Origin of the sequence: Treponema sp. OMZ 855 (assembly GCF_024181145.1) — a bacterium.
GTDB lineage: Bacteria > Spirochaetota > Spirochaetia > Treponematales > Treponemataceae > Treponema.
Genome location: NZ_CP051194.1, coordinates 109,692 through 124,843 on the forward strand (window position 1 = coordinate 109,692; position 15,152 = coordinate 124,843).

Below are 15,152 nucleotides of genomic sequence, written 5' to 3' on the forward strand. Positions count from 1 at the left end.
ATGAATGCTTTACACCGTCGGTGTCCTGCGCAAAAATGTTTCGATTGTGCGTATGGCTTCGACGGCGTGAGCTTGTGTTGCCGGGGAAGGATCGCGCAGCTTTTCCTTTAGCAATACCAACGAACGTTCAACCATTTCCGGTTCGTACTTTCCGATTACGCGGAGTATATCAGGGGAATGTTCACGAACATTCTTTTGGTCAGGATCGTCTAACATCCGTTCAAATAAACCGATGTACGGTTTAAAAACGGCTGCCTTAGCATGAGCAATACTTTGACACGCATCCAGCATTGCCGCCCGTACTTTGGGTATGGGGTCGCAGTGTAGCTGAATAATCCTATCCAGCCGATTTTTTACCGTATTGATATCCGCCCTCCCCGTGCGGCCGATCGCCAAAACAGCCTGTTCCCGAATTTCCCAATTTCGGTCTTTTAATGCTGCAAAAGCACCGTCTATCAAATGTGTAATTTTTTCAGGAAGATGATTTCCTATGCGGCCTAAAGTCTCGTAAGCTTGTGCGACCTCTTTTTCATTACTGCTTTTAATACTTTTGGTAACGAATGCAATATCTTCACTCGTCAGCTCCGCGGGAGTTGTTTGCGCTGTATACGCAATACTTTGAAGACGTTCAATATTTCTATTCATGTGTTCTTCCTATGAATAATGAGGATGATGTAGCAAGATGTTCGATGCTGATGTATTTTTAAGTGGGTGATACTATACTGTTAAATAAAGAAAAATCAAGTGCTTGAAAATCTTTCAGTACTTTCTCCGAATAAGTCGGCGGATTAGTGCGGTTTACCCGCTCCATAGCCTGCTCCCATAACTGCAAAGATCGGGTGTCCAGTTCGGTTCCTTCCGTTAACACCATACTGCGGTACGGCTGCTTGTGCAGCTGAATATTTCCATACATTGCATGATTTTGCAGCTTCCAGTTCCGGTGAATATAGTCGCGCACTTGTATATACAGCTCCTCACGGGTGGTACAGAAGATCAATTTAATATCCTTGGCTTCGGTGCTGTTATTCGAATCTTCGTGGGTGCGTTCAAGATATTCTGCAATTTGAGGGTTGTTGGTGATAATCAGTTGCTTCACGTAATTTTCCTTTTTATCTTTCGTTTAAGAGTGCTGCCGTTTCCATAATGCGATCGAGTTCTTCTTGGGTGTCGCATACGAGAGATGCTGCATAGTACAGTGCAATGGCTGTTTCGGTTGTGAGCATCCCCATCGGTACGGCGCCTTCTTTCCATAAGCTTCGTGCACTGGCATAGTTGGAAAAATCGATGACTTCTTCTTGTTGGGAAGTACAATAAAATCTGCATTGCTGTTTTTTACCGCGTTTAAGAAACTCTTTTATAGAATATGAACTGTCTTTCATATTGGCCGTGCCGTTTTCATACAGCTCTAAGAAGAATGTTCGTATATTTTTTTGCAACGGAATGAGCCGGTCGCTTCTAATGCCGGGATAGGTTTTTATCAAAAACATATTGTCGGCAGCTTCGCTCAATAAGCTTTCAAAAACAAGGCTGTCGCTTTCCTCATAATCCGAAAGCAGTCCTTCACCTCTAAAGAGCGGCGCTTGCATATTCCAGTTTACAAAGCCGATATCGCCTGAATCGACGAACTTGAGATTGAGCGGCGAAAGCACCTTACCGTTAAAAGAAACATATACCCCGTTTTCTTTCTCCCACGCAAGTTTGATTGCCGCGTTAAAGTTGCGCCGCGCTTCTTCAGATTCCGAAGGGGCGGTACCGGATGCGGTCAATACGATGGAAACCGGTGTGTCGGCAAAAAGCCAGTATATCAGCGGCGCAGTATAGACGAGGGTATCGGTTCCATGTGTTATGACGATGCCGTTTGCCGTACCCGAAGTGATCTTTTCGCAGATTGCGTGAATAAGCCGCGCCCAATCCGCGGGTTCCAACTCTTCGCTAAAAAGCCCGTCGGAAATACTCGGTTCGATACGGATATGCCGTTTTGCAATATCGGTATCCAAAAGTTCGGACAGAATTTTGGTGTTTCCCGCTTTCACCTGTCCGTTTTGTATAGTCGCCGAAATTGCGCCGCCCATCGAAAGCACATAGATAATGCGGATATTCAATTCTTCTTTAATGAGTTGCTTTACCAATTGCTGGTCGGCAAACCCTTTTGTCCGCTTCATCACCGCGCCGCACAAGATTTCAAGGTATTTCATCGAACCGGTTTTGAGCAGTTCCGCTTCTTTCGGATGTTTGCTAAGCATCTCTTGCACGAGAGTCCTCAGCGTTGTTTCGTCCGATATCTTTATCCATTCATCTTGAGCAAGCAGGGCTGCGGGGTCAGCGCCGTCTATGATAATCTTTTGTAGCAGCGTGCGGCTAATCGGATGGTTAATCGTTCCTTCCTGCGCAAGCCGCAAAATACGGGCAAAGTATTCAGGCTGTAAAACAAGGCAATCGATTGTTTTGCCGGCACGCTTCAGCAGTGGGAGAATATCTTCAAGGATGCCGTTTGCGGCGATTTTCGGCTCAATTCCGAATTGCAGCACCGCTTCAAAAAAATTCGCAAGCCGCGCCTCGGTACACAGCGCCCGTACAATCGGGATGGACAGGCCGAAGGATTGAATATAGCGCAGCTTCCGTGATTGTTGATTTTCCGGGGCAGTCTGCAATACCTCTTGCAGCAGTGTATCCGGCGCGGTGTAAAAAGCCTGCTCTTCTACCGGTTTTGTTTTAACGTAATCGATAAAATCCCGCGTTTTATACGGCTCGGTACGCTCCATGCGGGCATTCCACAACCGGCTTTCCGAAATCAGCTCCTTCCCCTGTTTGAGCATATCTTCCTGCCGCCGTAAATCTTCGTTTACCGCCTTCCGTACAAAGTTAAAAGAGTTAAGGTTCCTCAGTTTTACGTAGTGCTGCGGCGGGTTGGGGAATTCGGTAGAAGCAACGTAGGCATTGCAGCGGATTTTATGACTACTGTCGGAATCGGTGAGGAGTCCGATGTACCGAAGCCGGTTATTCAGTTCGGTTAAAAACATCTCCGCTTCTTCACCTAATTCAAGATTGTTACCGGTGCGTATCCTAATGCTCGGCATTCCGGCAGAGCTGTAATCCATAAAAGCCTTGCCGTCGGCGTGCATAAGGCGTCCCGCATCTTCTTCGATGCGTATTTCCAAAATATCAATCTGCTTTTTGTGTTTGTGAAATTCGATATCGAGCACGCCTTTTTCCGCAATTTTTACCGAAGCACCGCAGAGCTGATATTCGGGCGGAAGGGCGGGCATACCCGAAGGGTATTCATATTGAGCTTTTTGGATAAGTGTACAGCCGAGGCTTTGAGCAAGTCGGTATGCATCGCGGGCAATGCGTTCTTTTAAAAGCGGCGGATATCCCGGTGTGCGTGTACAAATAGGGCAACTTCCGGCAGCGGAGCCTGCTTTGCATGAGCAAAACGCTTTTTCATCCGATAAGATTAAAATGCGGATTTCAAGAAAAACAAATGATTGGTACAAGCGTTCCTCCTGCAACACTGGAATGAAATCAGATATCTCTAAAAAATTGATGAGTTTAAAAGATCCTCATCAGAATATACAAAAAACTGAAAAAATTATACAACTATGCGAAAAAATATGATATACTATATACGCGAAAGATTTGCTTAATTATTTTTATGATTTTTCTCAGTGTTTAACAGGACGGCACTATTTAAACGGTTACAGTTAAAACTGTGCAAAAAGAATACGAATAAAAGCGGCGGATTGTTGAGGAGCAGTGGTGAACAAGCGCGATTTTCCAAAAGTTCATTTTTATGATCAGGATTTTGTTGATATTTATGATAGGACATGGTCGTTCATTCAGGATTTTTTATTCAATATAAAAACCGAAAAAGGAGCAACTGAAAGTTTCTTTCTCTATCCCGATAACAACGGCTGGTTTTTAAATCAGTACGAAACCATTTTTTCATCGTTCTTTTTTGTTTATTCGAACAGGAATTATAATGCAAATCAAGGTTTAGACTTTTTTTATGCACATCAAGAAGAATCGGGGGCTATTCGATCTCAGTATAACGTCGAAACGGGCGAACCGGTTTTCTCAAGTGATAATCCCGAAGGGGTCGGTATGCCGCTTTTTGCATGGGCGGAATATAATATGTTCCACAAGACGGCAAATAAAAAACGGGTGAAGGATGTTATGCCGGTACTAACCCGCTATATGAAGTGGTTGGAAACCTCATTTAAGCAACCGAACGGATTGTATACCGTCCCGCTCGCAGCCGTAGAGATGTACAATACCCCGCGTGAGAAAGCTGCGTATCTGGTGGATTTTAATGCGGCGGTTGCGGTTAATGCGCTGTATATGTCGGTGTTGGGGGATATCCTTAACGACAAGGAATTGAGTTTTCAATATAAGCGGGTTTATTTTACCCTGAAAACCCGTATCAATGCCCTTATGTGGAATGCCGAAACGGGTTTTTATCACGATATCGATGCGGATGAACGGCAATTACCGCAGAAGACAATCGCCGGTTTTTGGCCTCTGCTTGCTGAAATTCCTAATGAGGATAAAGCCGAGCAGCTTTCCGCACACTTGCTCAATCCCAAAACATTCGGTTCCGATCATCCTATTCCCAGTTTGTCGCTTGATGACCCTGCGTATAATGAACGCGGTATGGGAGCGCTGGGCAGTGTATTCCCGCATTTGAACTTTATCGTCATTAAGGGCTTGGAAAAATATGAGCGATGGGAACTTGCGCGGGAATGTGCTATCCGGCATATCTATTATGTGCTTGACGGACTTGCTCCCGATGGTAACAGCAAAAAAGGCGCGTTGTGGGAAGCGTATTTGCCGCAAAAAGAAGGTCCCGCGCAGTGGCCCGGGCATGAAAATTTCCCGCGTAAGCAATATCTTTTTTCGGCAGCGCTCTCGACCATCACATTGATGATTGAAAATGTGATCGGACTTTCTATCAGCTTCCCGCGGAAAACCGTCGATTGGATTATTCCGAACCTTGAGGTGATGGGAATCGAAAACTTGAGCTTGAAACGGAACCTCGTTACCATCCTGTCGTCAAAAACGCAGCGGGGCTGGGAAATCCACATGGAAAGCGAAAAGCTCTATTACTTTACCATCAATATCCTCGGACAAAAAAAGAAAACGCTTCCGATACCTTCCGGTAAGTGTTCGATGCTCATCGATAAACTGTAAGCGGAGCTGCCTGTAAGGTTTGGCGAGACCTTCACTATGATGGACTATCTTAATCGAGAGCTTTCATGGATCGATTTTAACGAGCGGGTTTTGGCAGAGGCGTGCTCCTCTGCGGTGCCGCTTTTGGAACGGCTCAAGTTTATCGGCATTGTATCTTCAAACTTTGATGAGTTTTTTATGGTACGGGTCGCCGGTTTGCAGGAGCTTTACAAAAGCGGACATCCCTCCGATGAGTCGGGTGGTTTGTCGCCGGAAACACTGCTAAAGGGTATTGTTCAGAAAACACGGCGGCTGTTTGATATTCAAGAAGCGGTGTTAAATACCGAAATCCTTCCTCAGCTTAAAACACAAGGGCTTATTTACCGCAAACCGGAAGAATGTTCCAAAGTGCAGCAGCGTTTTTTGGAAGATTTTTTTTATCGGCACCTTTATCCTATTATTAAACCGCAGCTATCCGATGATGAACAAGCTCTTGCAGACAGTGTCGCCAATGTGCGGCTGCATATTGGGTTTTTGCTTTCGGATGATGCAGGCAAACAAGACCGGCTGGCAATTGTGCCGGTGCCCGAAGTTCCGCGCTTTGTCTTTTTATCACCGGACGGCGGGGTAGCGCCGGTAAAAAAAGTGGAATTTGTGCTAATCGATGAGCTGATTCGGTATTTCGGCGGTGCATTTTTTTCCGGCTGCCGGATTACCGGGACGGGAATCTTTAAGATTAATCGCTCTGCGAGTATGACAGTTGACGATTCCTCCGATGACGGTTTTATCGAAGCGTTGGAAGAAGTTCTTATCAGGCGCCGCTATTCGTTTGTGGTTAGGATGACGAGTACGCATGAATCACCGGCATTTATTAAACGGATGAGCGAGCTGTTTCAGCTGGACGAAAAGGATGTCTATTTAAGCGAGGCGCCCATCGGTCTTTCCTCTTTTGCAAAAATCACGGAAATAGACGGGTTTAAGCGGCTGAGGAATGAAAAATGGAAGCATTTTGCACATCCTGCCTTTCCCTCTGACGGTACGTTGTGGGATAGTATCAAAGCCGGCGATATTCTGCTGCATGTTCCGTATCAATCATATAAACCGGTTATCAGATTTTTATCTGACGCTGCGGAAGACCCTGCCGTAATGTCCATACGTATGACCTTGTACCGCACGAGTAAAAGTTCGCCCGTTGTGCGCGCGTTGGTGGATGCTGCAAAGCGGGGAAAACAGGTTACGGTATTTGTGGAATTAAAAGCGCGCTTTGATGAGGAGCGGAATCTCGGCTGGGTAAAGCGGCTGCAAAAACACGGCGTGCGGGTGGTGTACGACCTGCCGCATTTGAAGGTTCACGCAAAACTTCTGTTGATTATGCGGCGCGAGGGGCTGGGTGAGCAGGGATATCTGCACCTGTCTACCGGCAATTATAATGACACCACCGCGAGGCTTTATGCGGACATATCGTTGTTTACGGTTAATCCGCGGATGATTGCCGATGCACAGATAATCTTTTCGCGTCTGTGCGGTAAATATACGCCGGAAAATCCGCACTATATCATTACTGCACCCGAAGCGCTCAAACGTACTCTGCTGGAACATATCGAGCGGGAAATCGACTTTGCACGGCAGCATAAGCCCGCCCGTATCGTCGCGAAGATGAATAGCCTTTCGCATCCCGAACTGATTGCCGCCATATACAAGGCTTCGCAGGCAGGTGTCCGTATCGATTTAAACGTGCGGGGTATCTGTATGCTTATTCCCGGGCAGCGCGGCATCAGCAACAATGTCCGCGTTGTTAGTATTATCGACCGCTATTTGGAGCATAGCCGGATATTCTATTTTGAAAACGGCGGTAATCCTGAATGGTACCTTTCCAGTGCGGACTGGATGCCCCGCAATCTTGAACGGCGGGTAGAGCTGTTGTTTCCTGTTCTGGATAAGCAGAATCAGTTACTGCTGGATTATTTTTTTAGCGTGTACTTTGCGGATAACGTAAAGGCCTTTGAAATGCAGCCGGATGGCAGTTGGCACCGTAAAACTTTGCAGCAGGGGCAGCCGCCGGTTCGGGCACAAGAAGCCTTCCATCGCTTTTTTGAACAGCAAGCCGCCAATTGAATTATTTTAGAGAGCTTTTTGCTCACAGCGATGTTTCAACCCTATGATTTACATGCACGTCCTCAACCGCGGTGGCCTCGGCGTTCAAAGCCCTATCGACCGAATGTGATTTGTCGTTATATCATTTAGTGAAGATAGGCCTAATCTGGCTGTTGATGATGTGTTCCGGCAGATATTATGGTAGAAAGATGTAGCTGCTTGGAGAGGCGCGAGCTTAGATTGAAAGCGCGTAGTTTTTATGATATTATGAGGAAAGGTCTAAAAGGTGTTATGTGGACACCGTAATGCGGTGCTAAGAAAGGAAGAAAAAAAATATATGGTTAAGAATTATTTAAAATGTCTGATAATTATAATTTCTACGCACTTTATTCTTTTATTTCCGTGGATAATTACTACAAAATATGGTTTTGTAATGGCTATGACTAATATTACTTTTTTTGAAACGTTGATAGATATTTTCCTTCCTGTTGGAATCATTATCTTTTTATTTATAAAAAAAATGAAAGCAAAATGGTTCTTTGTAGAAATATTTATTTCTATTTTTCTTGGATTACTTGGAAATTCTCTTCATTATTTTAACTGGGGCGTCTCTACAAAAATGTTTTTTCACCCAGATGGAGAAACAAAACTACTCTTTCAGCTTTTCTCAGAAATTAATATTTATTCTTTGTTATTTTTAGGAATACTATTTCAGATAATTCTTTTAATAAAAATAGTAAATCTACAAAAGTAAAAAATTGATTTAAGTATTAGTGTGCAATATGACCTTCGGACTTTGACGAAGAAGTGATTATTAAGAAAGTAAAATAAGGAATATCTTGAAAATCTATTCAAGATGGATTTTTAAAATGAAATTGACGCGAATTTACACTTATTCTATAATAGTGAAAAACAGGTTTGTATGAATCTATAAAAATATAGTAAAACCTTGTTGAGAAGAAAAAAACCTAACACCGTTTTCAGAGTCGACAAACGGACAAGCCATTTGCGGTTTAAAACAATGTCATATGAACGCCCACACTATGACGCGAGGTAGGAAAAATGGAATATGTTTTAAAAGGTACATTAAGTTTAGACGATTATGTAAATTTTAATAGAGCAGCCCTTTTGCATAAAAAAAGTTATTTTTTTATTCTGTTTATTTGTTTTTTTGTAATTTTCTCAAGTCCAATTTCAAGCATAATAAAGGATTCTAGCATTGAAAATATAATTGCTCAATTGTTACCTGTTTTAATTATCTTTTGTTACCTGTTTTAATTATCTTTTGTTACCTGTTTTAATTATCTTTTGTTACCTGTTTTAATTATCTTTGCTATATATTTTTTAATACTTAAAATTTTTAGCAATTATTCATTTAAGAGTGATAGAACCTCAAATGATGAGGTTATACTTACATTAACAGAGAATGGTATAAATTATGCATCTTGTAGAGGTTCGTTTAGTTATACGCTTGAAGATTTCAGAAAAGTTATTATCACTAAAAAATTAATTGCAGTTTATGTATCATATAGAAAAGCTATTTTAATTCCCCGAAATTTCTTTAATTCAAAAGAGGAAGAACTTGAAATTGAAGCTTTTATAAAAGAAAAATATTCGCCGCAAAAAAAGTAATCAAAAAAATAAATTGAACTTTAGGGCAAGGACGAAGAAGCATTTTACAATACTTCTATTCAATAGGTATGTTTAATGAAAAAAAGTATCATATTATTAAGTATATTTATATTTTCACTCTCGTTTTTATATGCAAAAAGGACTCCGCCTCCAGAAGTTCCATCGATAATTCATAATGGATACGAGTATATTGCAAATTATTCAAATGGCATTTTTAAGGGAACTGGTCAGATAATCATCAAATCTATTAAAGACTCAAAAATAAAAAAAACAGTATCAATTTATTCAATCTGGTATAATCCGTTTTTAGAAAAAGATGTCCAATGGATTTTTATTAAAGAAACAGAATTAATTGATAATGATACGATTCGTATTTATAATGAAAATGATGAAATTTTTGATTTAGAATTAATTAACTATAAGGTTAAGAAAATCACATAACACCCGCTTCAACCTGACATTTGTTTTGGCATGAAAGTTGCTTGGGCGGTCGCTGCTGCAGCAGCTCCCTTTTTTATGCAACTTTCGCGCCAACTTTGCCGTCGCTATGCGCGTCGGCAAAGACACAAATGCAGGTTAAGCGTTAGTTAGGACGACACGCCGCTGGCGTGCGATGTTTTGGAGGAAATCTATGAAATTAGATGGATTTGGTGTTTTTGTAAAAGATATGCCGACAATGGTGCGTTTTTACAGGGATATATTGGGATTTGAAATCAAAGAGGCAGAAGATGCATCGAATGTATTTCTTGAAAAGGACGGCACTCTGTTTTTATTTTACAGACGCTCAGATTTTGAAAAGATGACTTCTACAAAATTCAATTATGCAGAAAAGATAAATGGGCATTTTGAAATTGCCTTAGGTGTAGAAAATTTTGCGGCAGTGGATAAAGCATATAATGAAATAGTCGCAAAGGGTGGAGAATCTGTAATGCCGCCTACAACAGAGCCTTGGGGACAGCGAACTTGCTACATTGCCGACCCCGAAGGAAATCTTACAGAAATGAAAAATATATAAATAGCAAGTTGCTTTATACCTCAAAAAGGAGAATAATAAGTAATGGCGTCTACTAAAGATTACTTAGATTTTGTACTTGACCAGCTTTCTGATTTGGAAGATATAAGGTTTCGACAGATGATGGGAGAGTATATAATTTATTATAAAGATAAAATCATCGGCGGGATATATGATGATCGTTTTCTCGTAAAGCCTACAAAATCAGTAATGGAAAAAATACCTGATGCATCATATGAAGTGCCGTATGCCGGTACAAAAGAAATGATTTTAGTTGATGCGATAGATAACCGTGAATTTCTTCGGGATTTGATTTTGGGTATGTATGAGGAACTGCCGGAACAAAAGAGAAAAAAGTCCTAACACCCGCTTCAACGCTGACATTGCCTTTGTCATGGAAATTGCTTATGACGCTGCGCCGCTAAAGCGACTCCGCTTCTTTTATGCAATTTCCACGCCAAGCCCTATACGGGCACGGCAATGCAGGTTAAGCGGCAGTTATGTGTACAACGCCAGTGGCGGCGTTTGATTATCTATTGAATTATGGAAAAAAAGAATAAAATTGTTTTATCAGTAATTGTATTTTTTATTGCCTTATTGTGCATCTTTTATATATCAAATAAAAAAACTAAATTTGATAAAAATAAATGGGATAAAGTAAGTCATAGATTTGAAATGTCTGATGATTTAATTCAAATATTAGAAAAGAAAAGGCTAAATAAGGAAAAGTTTTAGAATTACTTGGAACTGCAGCCGTTGAAATGGAATACACTAAAGATAATGAATTTTCATATTTCTTAAAGCAAGGATCTATTTTTACCCTTGGAATGCCTTTTACCTATTTATCAATTAAATTCGATGATAGTGGAAATTATATTTCATCAAAGATATATTCCTTTGAATTTTGATGAAACTTCGGTTTTTAACATTAAAGAATAGATAAAAAACATGTTGACGTACGTAATAGTGTACATTATACTAATGATAGAGGTGTTATATGCATGCGATGAACGTAACTCAAGCAAGGGCAAAGCTTTTTCAGCTTATTGCAAATGTAAATTCCAATTCAGAACCAATTACTCTTACAAATAGTAAAGGAAAAAATGCTGTATTAATTGGCGAAGATGATTGGAATGCGATTCAGGAGACTTTATATTTAAACTCGATTCCAGGAATGTATGATTCTCTTAAAAGTGGAATTGAAACTCCATTAAGCGAATGTATTTCAGAAAAAGATGTAGAGTGGTAAATGTATAAAATTGTATATGAAAAACAAGCTATAAAGGATATACAGAATTTGAAATCAGCAAAACTGGATAGTAAGGCCAAAGAACTGATAGAAATTGTTAGAAAATATCCTTTTCAAAATCCACCACCATATGAAGCTTTAGTAGGAAATCTGTCAGGTCTTTTTTCCAGAAGATTAAATATTCAGCATAGATTTGTCTATCAAGTTTATGTTGGAAAAATGGTAGAAGATACTATTGAATATGAGGGCACAGTAAAAATTATTAGAATGTGGTCACACTATGATAATTTGAAATAACACATAACACCGTTTTCAAAGCCGACAAACGGGACCGAGCCCGTTTGCGGTTTAAAACAATGTTAGGTGGACTCGTGCTACTGCACGAGCTGAATTTTTAGGTATAAAGCTAGATTTAATATTAAAAAAAAGTATAATAGAGCTATGAAACCTAAAGAAAAAAAAGAAATTTTTAATTTCTTAGAATATAATAAAAACATTCTCCAGTCCTATGGCGTAAAAAAAATAGGTCTTTTTGGTTCTTATATACATAATCAACAAAATAAAAATAGCGATATTGATATATTAGTAGAATTTCATGCTAATAAAAAAAACTATAATAACTTTATAAATTTAGTTTATTACTTGGAAGATAATTTGAATACAAAAATAGATTTATTAACTATAGAAAGTTTAAGTCCGTATATTGGTCAGAGAATACTCAATGAGGTTGAATATGTATCGATCCAATGAAGATTTGTATAATCATATTTTTGATGAAATCATTTTTTTGGAATCTGAAACAGGTACTATGACAAAAGAGGCGTTTCTAAAAGATGAAAAAACGCAACGGGCATTTGCACGGAGTATTGAAATTATTGGAGAAGCCGTCAAAAACATTTCAAATGATATAATCATTAAATATAAAGAAGTTCCATGGAGAAATATTGCCGGTATGAGAGATAAACTCATTCATGGTTATTTTTCCGTTGATTATGAAATTGTGTGGGATGTTGCAAAAAATATTATTCCTCAATTTAAGAACCAGCTGATAAAAATCATGGATACAGAAAAAAAGAAAAATGACAATTAAAGAAATAATAACAGAAATCAATAAAATAGAAATAGATATTGTTGATTTTATAAGTAGTTACAAAAGTGAACGACTTGTCAGTAATTACAATGATTGGAATTATAAAGATGTCATTGCGCATCTTTTTGAATGGATTATGTTTTCAAAAAATAAACTAAACGCTATTGTACATAACCAAGATTTTCAAGAAATAAGTAATATCGATATATTCAATAAACAAAATTATATAAAAAATAAGAATAGGCATATTATAGAATTACAGAAGAAACTAATCTTTGAACTGAATGAATATAAAAATATTGTGCTGTTGTATACAGAAGCGGATTTACAAAGAAAAGATTTGCCAATAGGTTTTTCATTTGAATTATGGCGGTATATGGTAATGGATACTATTATACATCCTGTAATGCATTTATTATATTATTTAATTAAAACAAAAAACTATAAGTTATTTTTCAAATTGTGTAAAAAATATAATGAAATATTTTATTGTTATGCAAAAGGAAATATTGAGGTGTATTCTTTTTATGAATATATTGAAGATAGTAAAAAATTTATTGAGAATATAAAAGAATTAGGCGAGCAGTATAAAAATGATGATATGATACATGCAGTTTTAAAAGCCAATAAAATAGATGAAAACATCTAACACCCGCTTCAACCTGACATTGCCTTTGAGGCAATGTCAGGTTGAAGCGGGTGTTAGACGGATGCCCACTGGGCGCTTATCGTTGATAAGTAAAATCCCAAACAAGTTTTCAAAAAATGGAGATTTTTATGAAAGGTTTTATTTTAACTTTAGTAGGTGACATTCTACTTATTAATGGTGCAATTATCAGTACCGTTGGAAGCAAGCTGGTTGGAAATCCAGATCCTTCTAATATTTCTTTACAAACTGTTCTCAGCGGTTCCTTTGGAGGTACGGCATTGACATTTCTTATACTTGCGTGCGAAGTCATTCTGACCGGTTTAGTATTCAGTATTATTGGCTTGATTGGAAATATCAAAAGGAACGAGAAAAAAGTGTTCAATATTTTAGGAATCCTTCTGGGGGCTCCGCTGATATCGCTGTTAGCAGGTTGTTCCTAATTATTTTATGTGATTGTATGGAATTGGGATTTTCAGAATAATTTGTGAAATGGTCTTGTAATTTTTGCTAAATGGAACGGCAAAAACAGTTTATACAGCAAATAACCGTAGAAAAATTGTAGAATAATCACATAACATGCACTTCAAAGCCGACAAACGGGACTGTGCCCGTTTGCAGTTTAAAACAATGTTAGGTGGACGCCCGCACTGGGGCGCAGAAAATAAATGAGGGGTAAAAAATGAAAAAAGCTATCCTTTTTTTGTTTTTGAGTTTGAGTTTCAGCGGATTTGCCCAAAGTAGACAAGGATTGGTAATTGATAATGGAGTACGATTAAGAAGATATCCCGGTCTTGATGCTGAAATAGTGGGAAAAAAAAGATAAAAATTCAATTATAAACATTTACTCATATTCAGGATCCGGTAAATCTGTTGATGGTATTTTAGATTATTGGGCATGTATTTCAGAAAATGAAAATGTTTGGATAAATGCATATTGGATTACAGAATTAGATTTTAAAGTAAAATACCAGCATCCGTTAGACGGAGAAGTGTATATGACATTATTCTCATATAACCAGTCAGATGATAGTTTTAAATGCGTGTATCAGAAAGAGTTTGGTAATAGAAAAGAAATAACAATCAAACGGACAGATAGTTATTCGTATACTTTGGAGTATGCAAGAATCAATATGCTTATAAAAAGATTTGATTCTATAATAACAGAATACGAAAAGTATAATGGTCAGATATATTTTAATCACAGAGAATTTGAGATTGATACAAGGTACTTTGAACTTCTATATGGTATAAAAGTCGGAATGAAGAAAGAAGCTCTTTTTAAAATTTTAGGGAATGACCTTTACGTTAATTCTGACGGACGTTACCGCTGTTCTGGTGACTATCACGATAATGGAATAGATATGTTCTTTATTTTTGATAAGAGCGATTGTATTAGTAAAATTGTTTACGAAAATCCTTATGGCGGACATATGAGATATGAGGATTTGCTGTAATGTATATTCCATTGATCTATATTATTTGACGAAAACGGTATGTCCATTTTTAAACATCACATAACAAAACTTCAAAACGGATTTTGCGGTCAAGCCGCAAATGCAGGTTAAGCGAATGTTAGGTTGACGCCCTCTGGGGCGCTTGGAATAAAAAATGGAAAGGAAAGTTTTTATAATATTTTTAGTTATAATTGCAGCATCATGCTATTCACAATCAGTACAGCAAAATCAAATAACTGTTGAAAAGGCCATTGACGTATACGAGTCCGGCAATGAAGAGCAGGCTCTGCAAATGTTTTTGATACTTTCAAAAAAGGGGAATTTTAATGCTGACTTTGAATTATTTTACCGCTATATAAATACTCCGGAAGCTTCCTATAAATATTTACGGAATGCAGCTGTTAATGGACACGAGAAAGCAATGGACTATTTCCTTGATAGAACTGTTTACCGTGCAGAAACTTTTAGAAGAGCTAACCCCAAAGAAGCGTTAAACGTTTATAAAAAATATTTAAAAAAAACAGGCTTGGAAAACAATAAGCATGCTATTGATACACTTGATTTTCTTGCTAAATGCGCAGAACTTCCGGCATTAGATTCAAAGAAATTCTGTAAAAAATATGATTTGTTTTATAACGATGAAGATATAGGGTGATAGTCAAATTGAATGTCCGAAGTTTACAATTACTTTAGCAGATATTAAAAAAACAGAATTTTTGTGGCAGTCTTACAAAAATAGCATGATTGAATTTGTTAAAAATCAGTTTGGCGTAGAAGCAAGCCGGAATATAAGTAAATGGATTTAT

Annotated in this window: 20 protein-coding genes; 17 read left to right on the top strand and 3 right to left on the bottom strand. The window is 38.5% G+C overall.

Annotated features, from left to right (window positions below):
* Window positions 1-9 precede the first annotated feature (9 nt).
* The 3 genes from E4N65_RS00630 to E4N65_RS00640 are packed head-to-tail and all read right to left on the bottom strand — an operon-like array spanning window position 10 to window position 3,494.
* Window positions 10-645, bottom strand: coding sequence for a HEAT repeat domain-containing protein (locus E4N65_RS00630; RefSeq protein WP_253673531.1), 636 nt, complete (start codon window positions 643-645; stop codon window positions 10-12).
* 58 nt (window positions 646-703) lie between these two features.
* On the bottom strand, window positions 704-1,096 hold the full coding sequence (locus E4N65_RS00635) for a GrdX family protein (protein WP_253673532.1): 393 nt from the start codon (window positions 1,094-1,096) through the stop codon (window positions 704-706).
* Window positions 1,097-1,109: 13 nt separating this feature from the next.
* Window positions 1,110-3,494 (bottom strand): asparaginase domain-containing protein, encoded by a 2,385-nt coding sequence (locus E4N65_RS00640; RefSeq protein WP_253673533.1) that lies wholly within the window; start codon window positions 3,492-3,494, stop codon window positions 1,110-1,112.
* Between the two features lie 262 nt (window positions 3,495-3,756).
* Between E4N65_RS00640 and E4N65_RS00645 the strand changes: the two genes are divergently transcribed.
* The 17 genes from E4N65_RS00645 to E4N65_RS00725 all read left to right on the top strand — a co-directional run bounded on the left by E4N65_RS00645 (window position 3,757) and on the right by E4N65_RS00725 (window position 15,001).
* Entirely contained in the window at window positions 3,757-5,187 is a 1,431-nt protein-coding gene (locus tag E4N65_RS00645) for an MGH1-like glycoside hydrolase domain-containing protein (RefSeq protein ID WP_253673534.1), read from the top strand.
* 36 nt (window positions 5,188-5,223) lie between these two features.
* Window positions 5,224-7,281 carry a polyphosphate kinase 1 gene (gene ppk1, locus E4N65_RS00650; RefSeq protein WP_253673536.1) on the top strand — a complete coding sequence of 686 codons (2,058 nt, stop codon included), beginning with the start codon at window positions 5,224-5,226 and terminating at the stop codon, window positions 7,279-7,281.
* Window positions 7,282-7,597: 316 nt separating this feature from the next.
* The gene (locus E4N65_RS00655) at window positions 7,598-8,014 is read left to right on the top strand and encodes a hypothetical protein (protein ID WP_253673537.1); all 417 of its coding nucleotides are present in this window, start codon (window positions 7,598-7,600) and stop codon (window positions 8,012-8,014) included.
* Between the two features lie 554 nt (window positions 8,015-8,568).
* On the top strand, window positions 8,569-8,892 hold the full coding sequence (locus E4N65_RS00660) for a YcxB family protein (protein WP_253673538.1): 324 nt from the start codon (window positions 8,569-8,571) through the stop codon (window positions 8,890-8,892).
* Between the two features lie 75 nt (window positions 8,893-8,967).
* Window positions 8,968-9,333 carry a hypothetical protein gene (locus tag E4N65_RS00665; protein WP_253673539.1) on the top strand — a complete coding sequence of 122 codons (366 nt, stop codon included), beginning with the start codon at window positions 8,968-8,970 and terminating at the stop codon, window positions 9,331-9,333.
* A 190-nt stretch (window positions 9,334-9,523) separates the two neighbouring features.
* Window positions 9,524-9,907 (top strand): VOC family protein, encoded by a 384-nt coding sequence (locus tag E4N65_RS00670; protein ID WP_253673540.1) that lies wholly within the window; start codon window positions 9,524-9,526, stop codon window positions 9,905-9,907.
* A 42-nt stretch (window positions 9,908-9,949) separates the two neighbouring features.
* Window positions 9,950-10,267: a TfoX/Sxy family protein gene (locus tag E4N65_RS00675; RefSeq protein ID WP_253673541.1), complete on the top strand. Its 318-nt coding sequence runs from the start codon at window positions 9,950-9,952 to the stop codon at window positions 10,265-10,267.
* 180 nt (window positions 10,268-10,447) lie between these two features.
* Window positions 10,448-10,639, top strand: coding sequence for a hypothetical protein (locus E4N65_RS00680; protein ID WP_253673542.1), 192 nt, complete (start codon window positions 10,448-10,450; stop codon window positions 10,637-10,639).
* Between the two features lie 262 nt (window positions 10,640-10,901).
* On the top strand, window positions 10,902-11,153 hold the full coding sequence (locus E4N65_RS00685) for a type II toxin-antitoxin system Phd/YefM family antitoxin (protein WP_253673543.1): 252 nt from the start codon (window positions 10,902-10,904) through the stop codon (window positions 11,151-11,153).
* Window positions 11,154-11,450 carry a Txe/YoeB family addiction module toxin gene (locus E4N65_RS00690; RefSeq protein WP_253673545.1) on the top strand — a complete coding sequence of 99 codons (297 nt, stop codon included), beginning with the start codon at window positions 11,154-11,156 and terminating at the stop codon, window positions 11,448-11,450.
* Window positions 11,451-11,594: 144 nt separating this feature from the next.
* Window positions 11,595-11,903, top strand: a complete 309-nt coding sequence (locus E4N65_RS00695) for a nucleotidyltransferase family protein (RefSeq protein WP_010697523.1) — start codon at window positions 11,595-11,597, stop codon at window positions 11,901-11,903.
* Window positions 11,887-12,243, top strand: a complete 357-nt coding sequence (locus tag E4N65_RS00700; protein WP_253673547.1) for a HepT-like ribonuclease domain-containing protein — start codon at window positions 11,887-11,889, stop codon at window positions 12,241-12,243. The genes E4N65_RS00695 and E4N65_RS00700 overlap by 17 nt, the downstream gene beginning before the upstream one ends.
* Window positions 12,233-12,892: a hypothetical protein gene (locus E4N65_RS00705; protein ID WP_253673549.1), complete on the top strand. Its 660-nt coding sequence runs from the start codon at window positions 12,233-12,235 to the stop codon at window positions 12,890-12,892. Before E4N65_RS00700 ends, E4N65_RS00705 begins: the two co-directional genes overlap by 11 nt.
* A gap of 128 nt (window positions 12,893-13,020) precedes the next feature.
* Complete coding sequence (locus E4N65_RS00710; protein ID WP_253673551.1) at window positions 13,021-13,332, top strand: hypothetical protein; 312 nt, start codon at window positions 13,021-13,023, stop codon at window positions 13,330-13,332.
* Between the two features lie 239 nt (window positions 13,333-13,571).
* A complete protein-coding gene (locus tag E4N65_RS00715) occupies window positions 13,572-13,715 on the top strand; it encodes a hypothetical protein (RefSeq protein WP_253673553.1) in 144 nt (47 codons plus the stop codon).
* A gap of 172 nt (window positions 13,716-13,887) precedes the next feature.
* The gene (locus E4N65_RS00720) at window positions 13,888-14,346 is read left to right on the top strand and encodes a hypothetical protein (protein ID WP_253673555.1); all 459 of its coding nucleotides are present in this window, start codon (window positions 13,888-13,890) and stop codon (window positions 14,344-14,346) included.
* A 154-nt stretch (window positions 14,347-14,500) separates the two neighbouring features.
* Complete coding sequence (locus E4N65_RS00725) at window positions 14,501-15,001, top strand: hypothetical protein (RefSeq protein ID WP_253673556.1); 501 nt, start codon at window positions 14,501-14,503, stop codon at window positions 14,999-15,001.
* Window positions 15,002-15,152 lie beyond the last annotated feature (151 nt).

Coding starts and splice junctions, on each gene's coding strand:
- E4N65_RS00630 (WP_253673531.1), bottom strand. CDS start 645: ATGAATAGAAATATTGAACGTCTTCAAAGTATTGCGTATACAGCGCAA.
- ppk1 (WP_253673536.1), top strand. CDS start 5,224: ATGATGGACTATCTTAATCGAGAGCTTTCATGGATCGATTTTAACGAG.
- E4N65_RS00655 (WP_253673537.1), top strand. CDS start 7,598: ATGGTTAAGAATTATTTAAAATGTCTGATAATTATAATTTCTACGCAC.
- E4N65_RS00665 (WP_253673539.1), top strand. CDS start 8,968: ATGAAAAAAAGTATCATATTATTAAGTATATTTATATTTTCACTCTCG.
- E4N65_RS00670 (WP_253673540.1), top strand. CDS start 9,524: ATGAAATTAGATGGATTTGGTGTTTTTGTAAAAGATATGCCGACAATG.
- E4N65_RS00675 (WP_253673541.1), top strand. CDS start 9,950: ATGGCGTCTACTAAAGATTACTTAGATTTTGTACTTGACCAGCTTTCT.
- E4N65_RS00680 (WP_253673542.1), top strand. CDS start 10,448: ATGGAAAAAAAGAATAAAATTGTTTTATCAGTAATTGTATTTTTTATT.
- E4N65_RS00685 (WP_253673543.1), top strand. CDS start 10,902: ATGCATGCGATGAACGTAACTCAAGCAAGGGCAAAGCTTTTTCAGCTT.
- E4N65_RS00690 (WP_253673545.1), top strand. CDS start 11,154: ATGTATAAAATTGTATATGAAAAACAAGCTATAAAGGATATACAGAAT.
- E4N65_RS00695 (WP_010697523.1), top strand. CDS start 11,595: ATGAAACCTAAAGAAAAAAAAGAAATTTTTAATTTCTTAGAATATAAT.
- E4N65_RS00700 (WP_253673547.1), top strand. CDS start 11,887: ATGTATCGATCCAATGAAGATTTGTATAATCATATTTTTGATGAAATC.
- E4N65_RS00705 (WP_253673549.1), top strand. CDS start 12,233: ATGACAATTAAAGAAATAATAACAGAAATCAATAAAATAGAAATAGAT.
- E4N65_RS00710 (WP_253673551.1), top strand. CDS start 13,021: ATGAAAGGTTTTATTTTAACTTTAGTAGGTGACATTCTACTTATTAAT.
- E4N65_RS00715 (WP_253673553.1), top strand. CDS start 13,572: ATGAAAAAAGCTATCCTTTTTTTGTTTTTGAGTTTGAGTTTCAGCGGA.
- E4N65_RS00720 (WP_253673555.1), top strand. CDS start 13,888: ATGACATTATTCTCATATAACCAGTCAGATGATAGTTTTAAATGCGTG.
- E4N65_RS00725 (WP_253673556.1), top strand. CDS start 14,501: ATGGAAAGGAAAGTTTTTATAATATTTTTAGTTATAATTGCAGCATCA.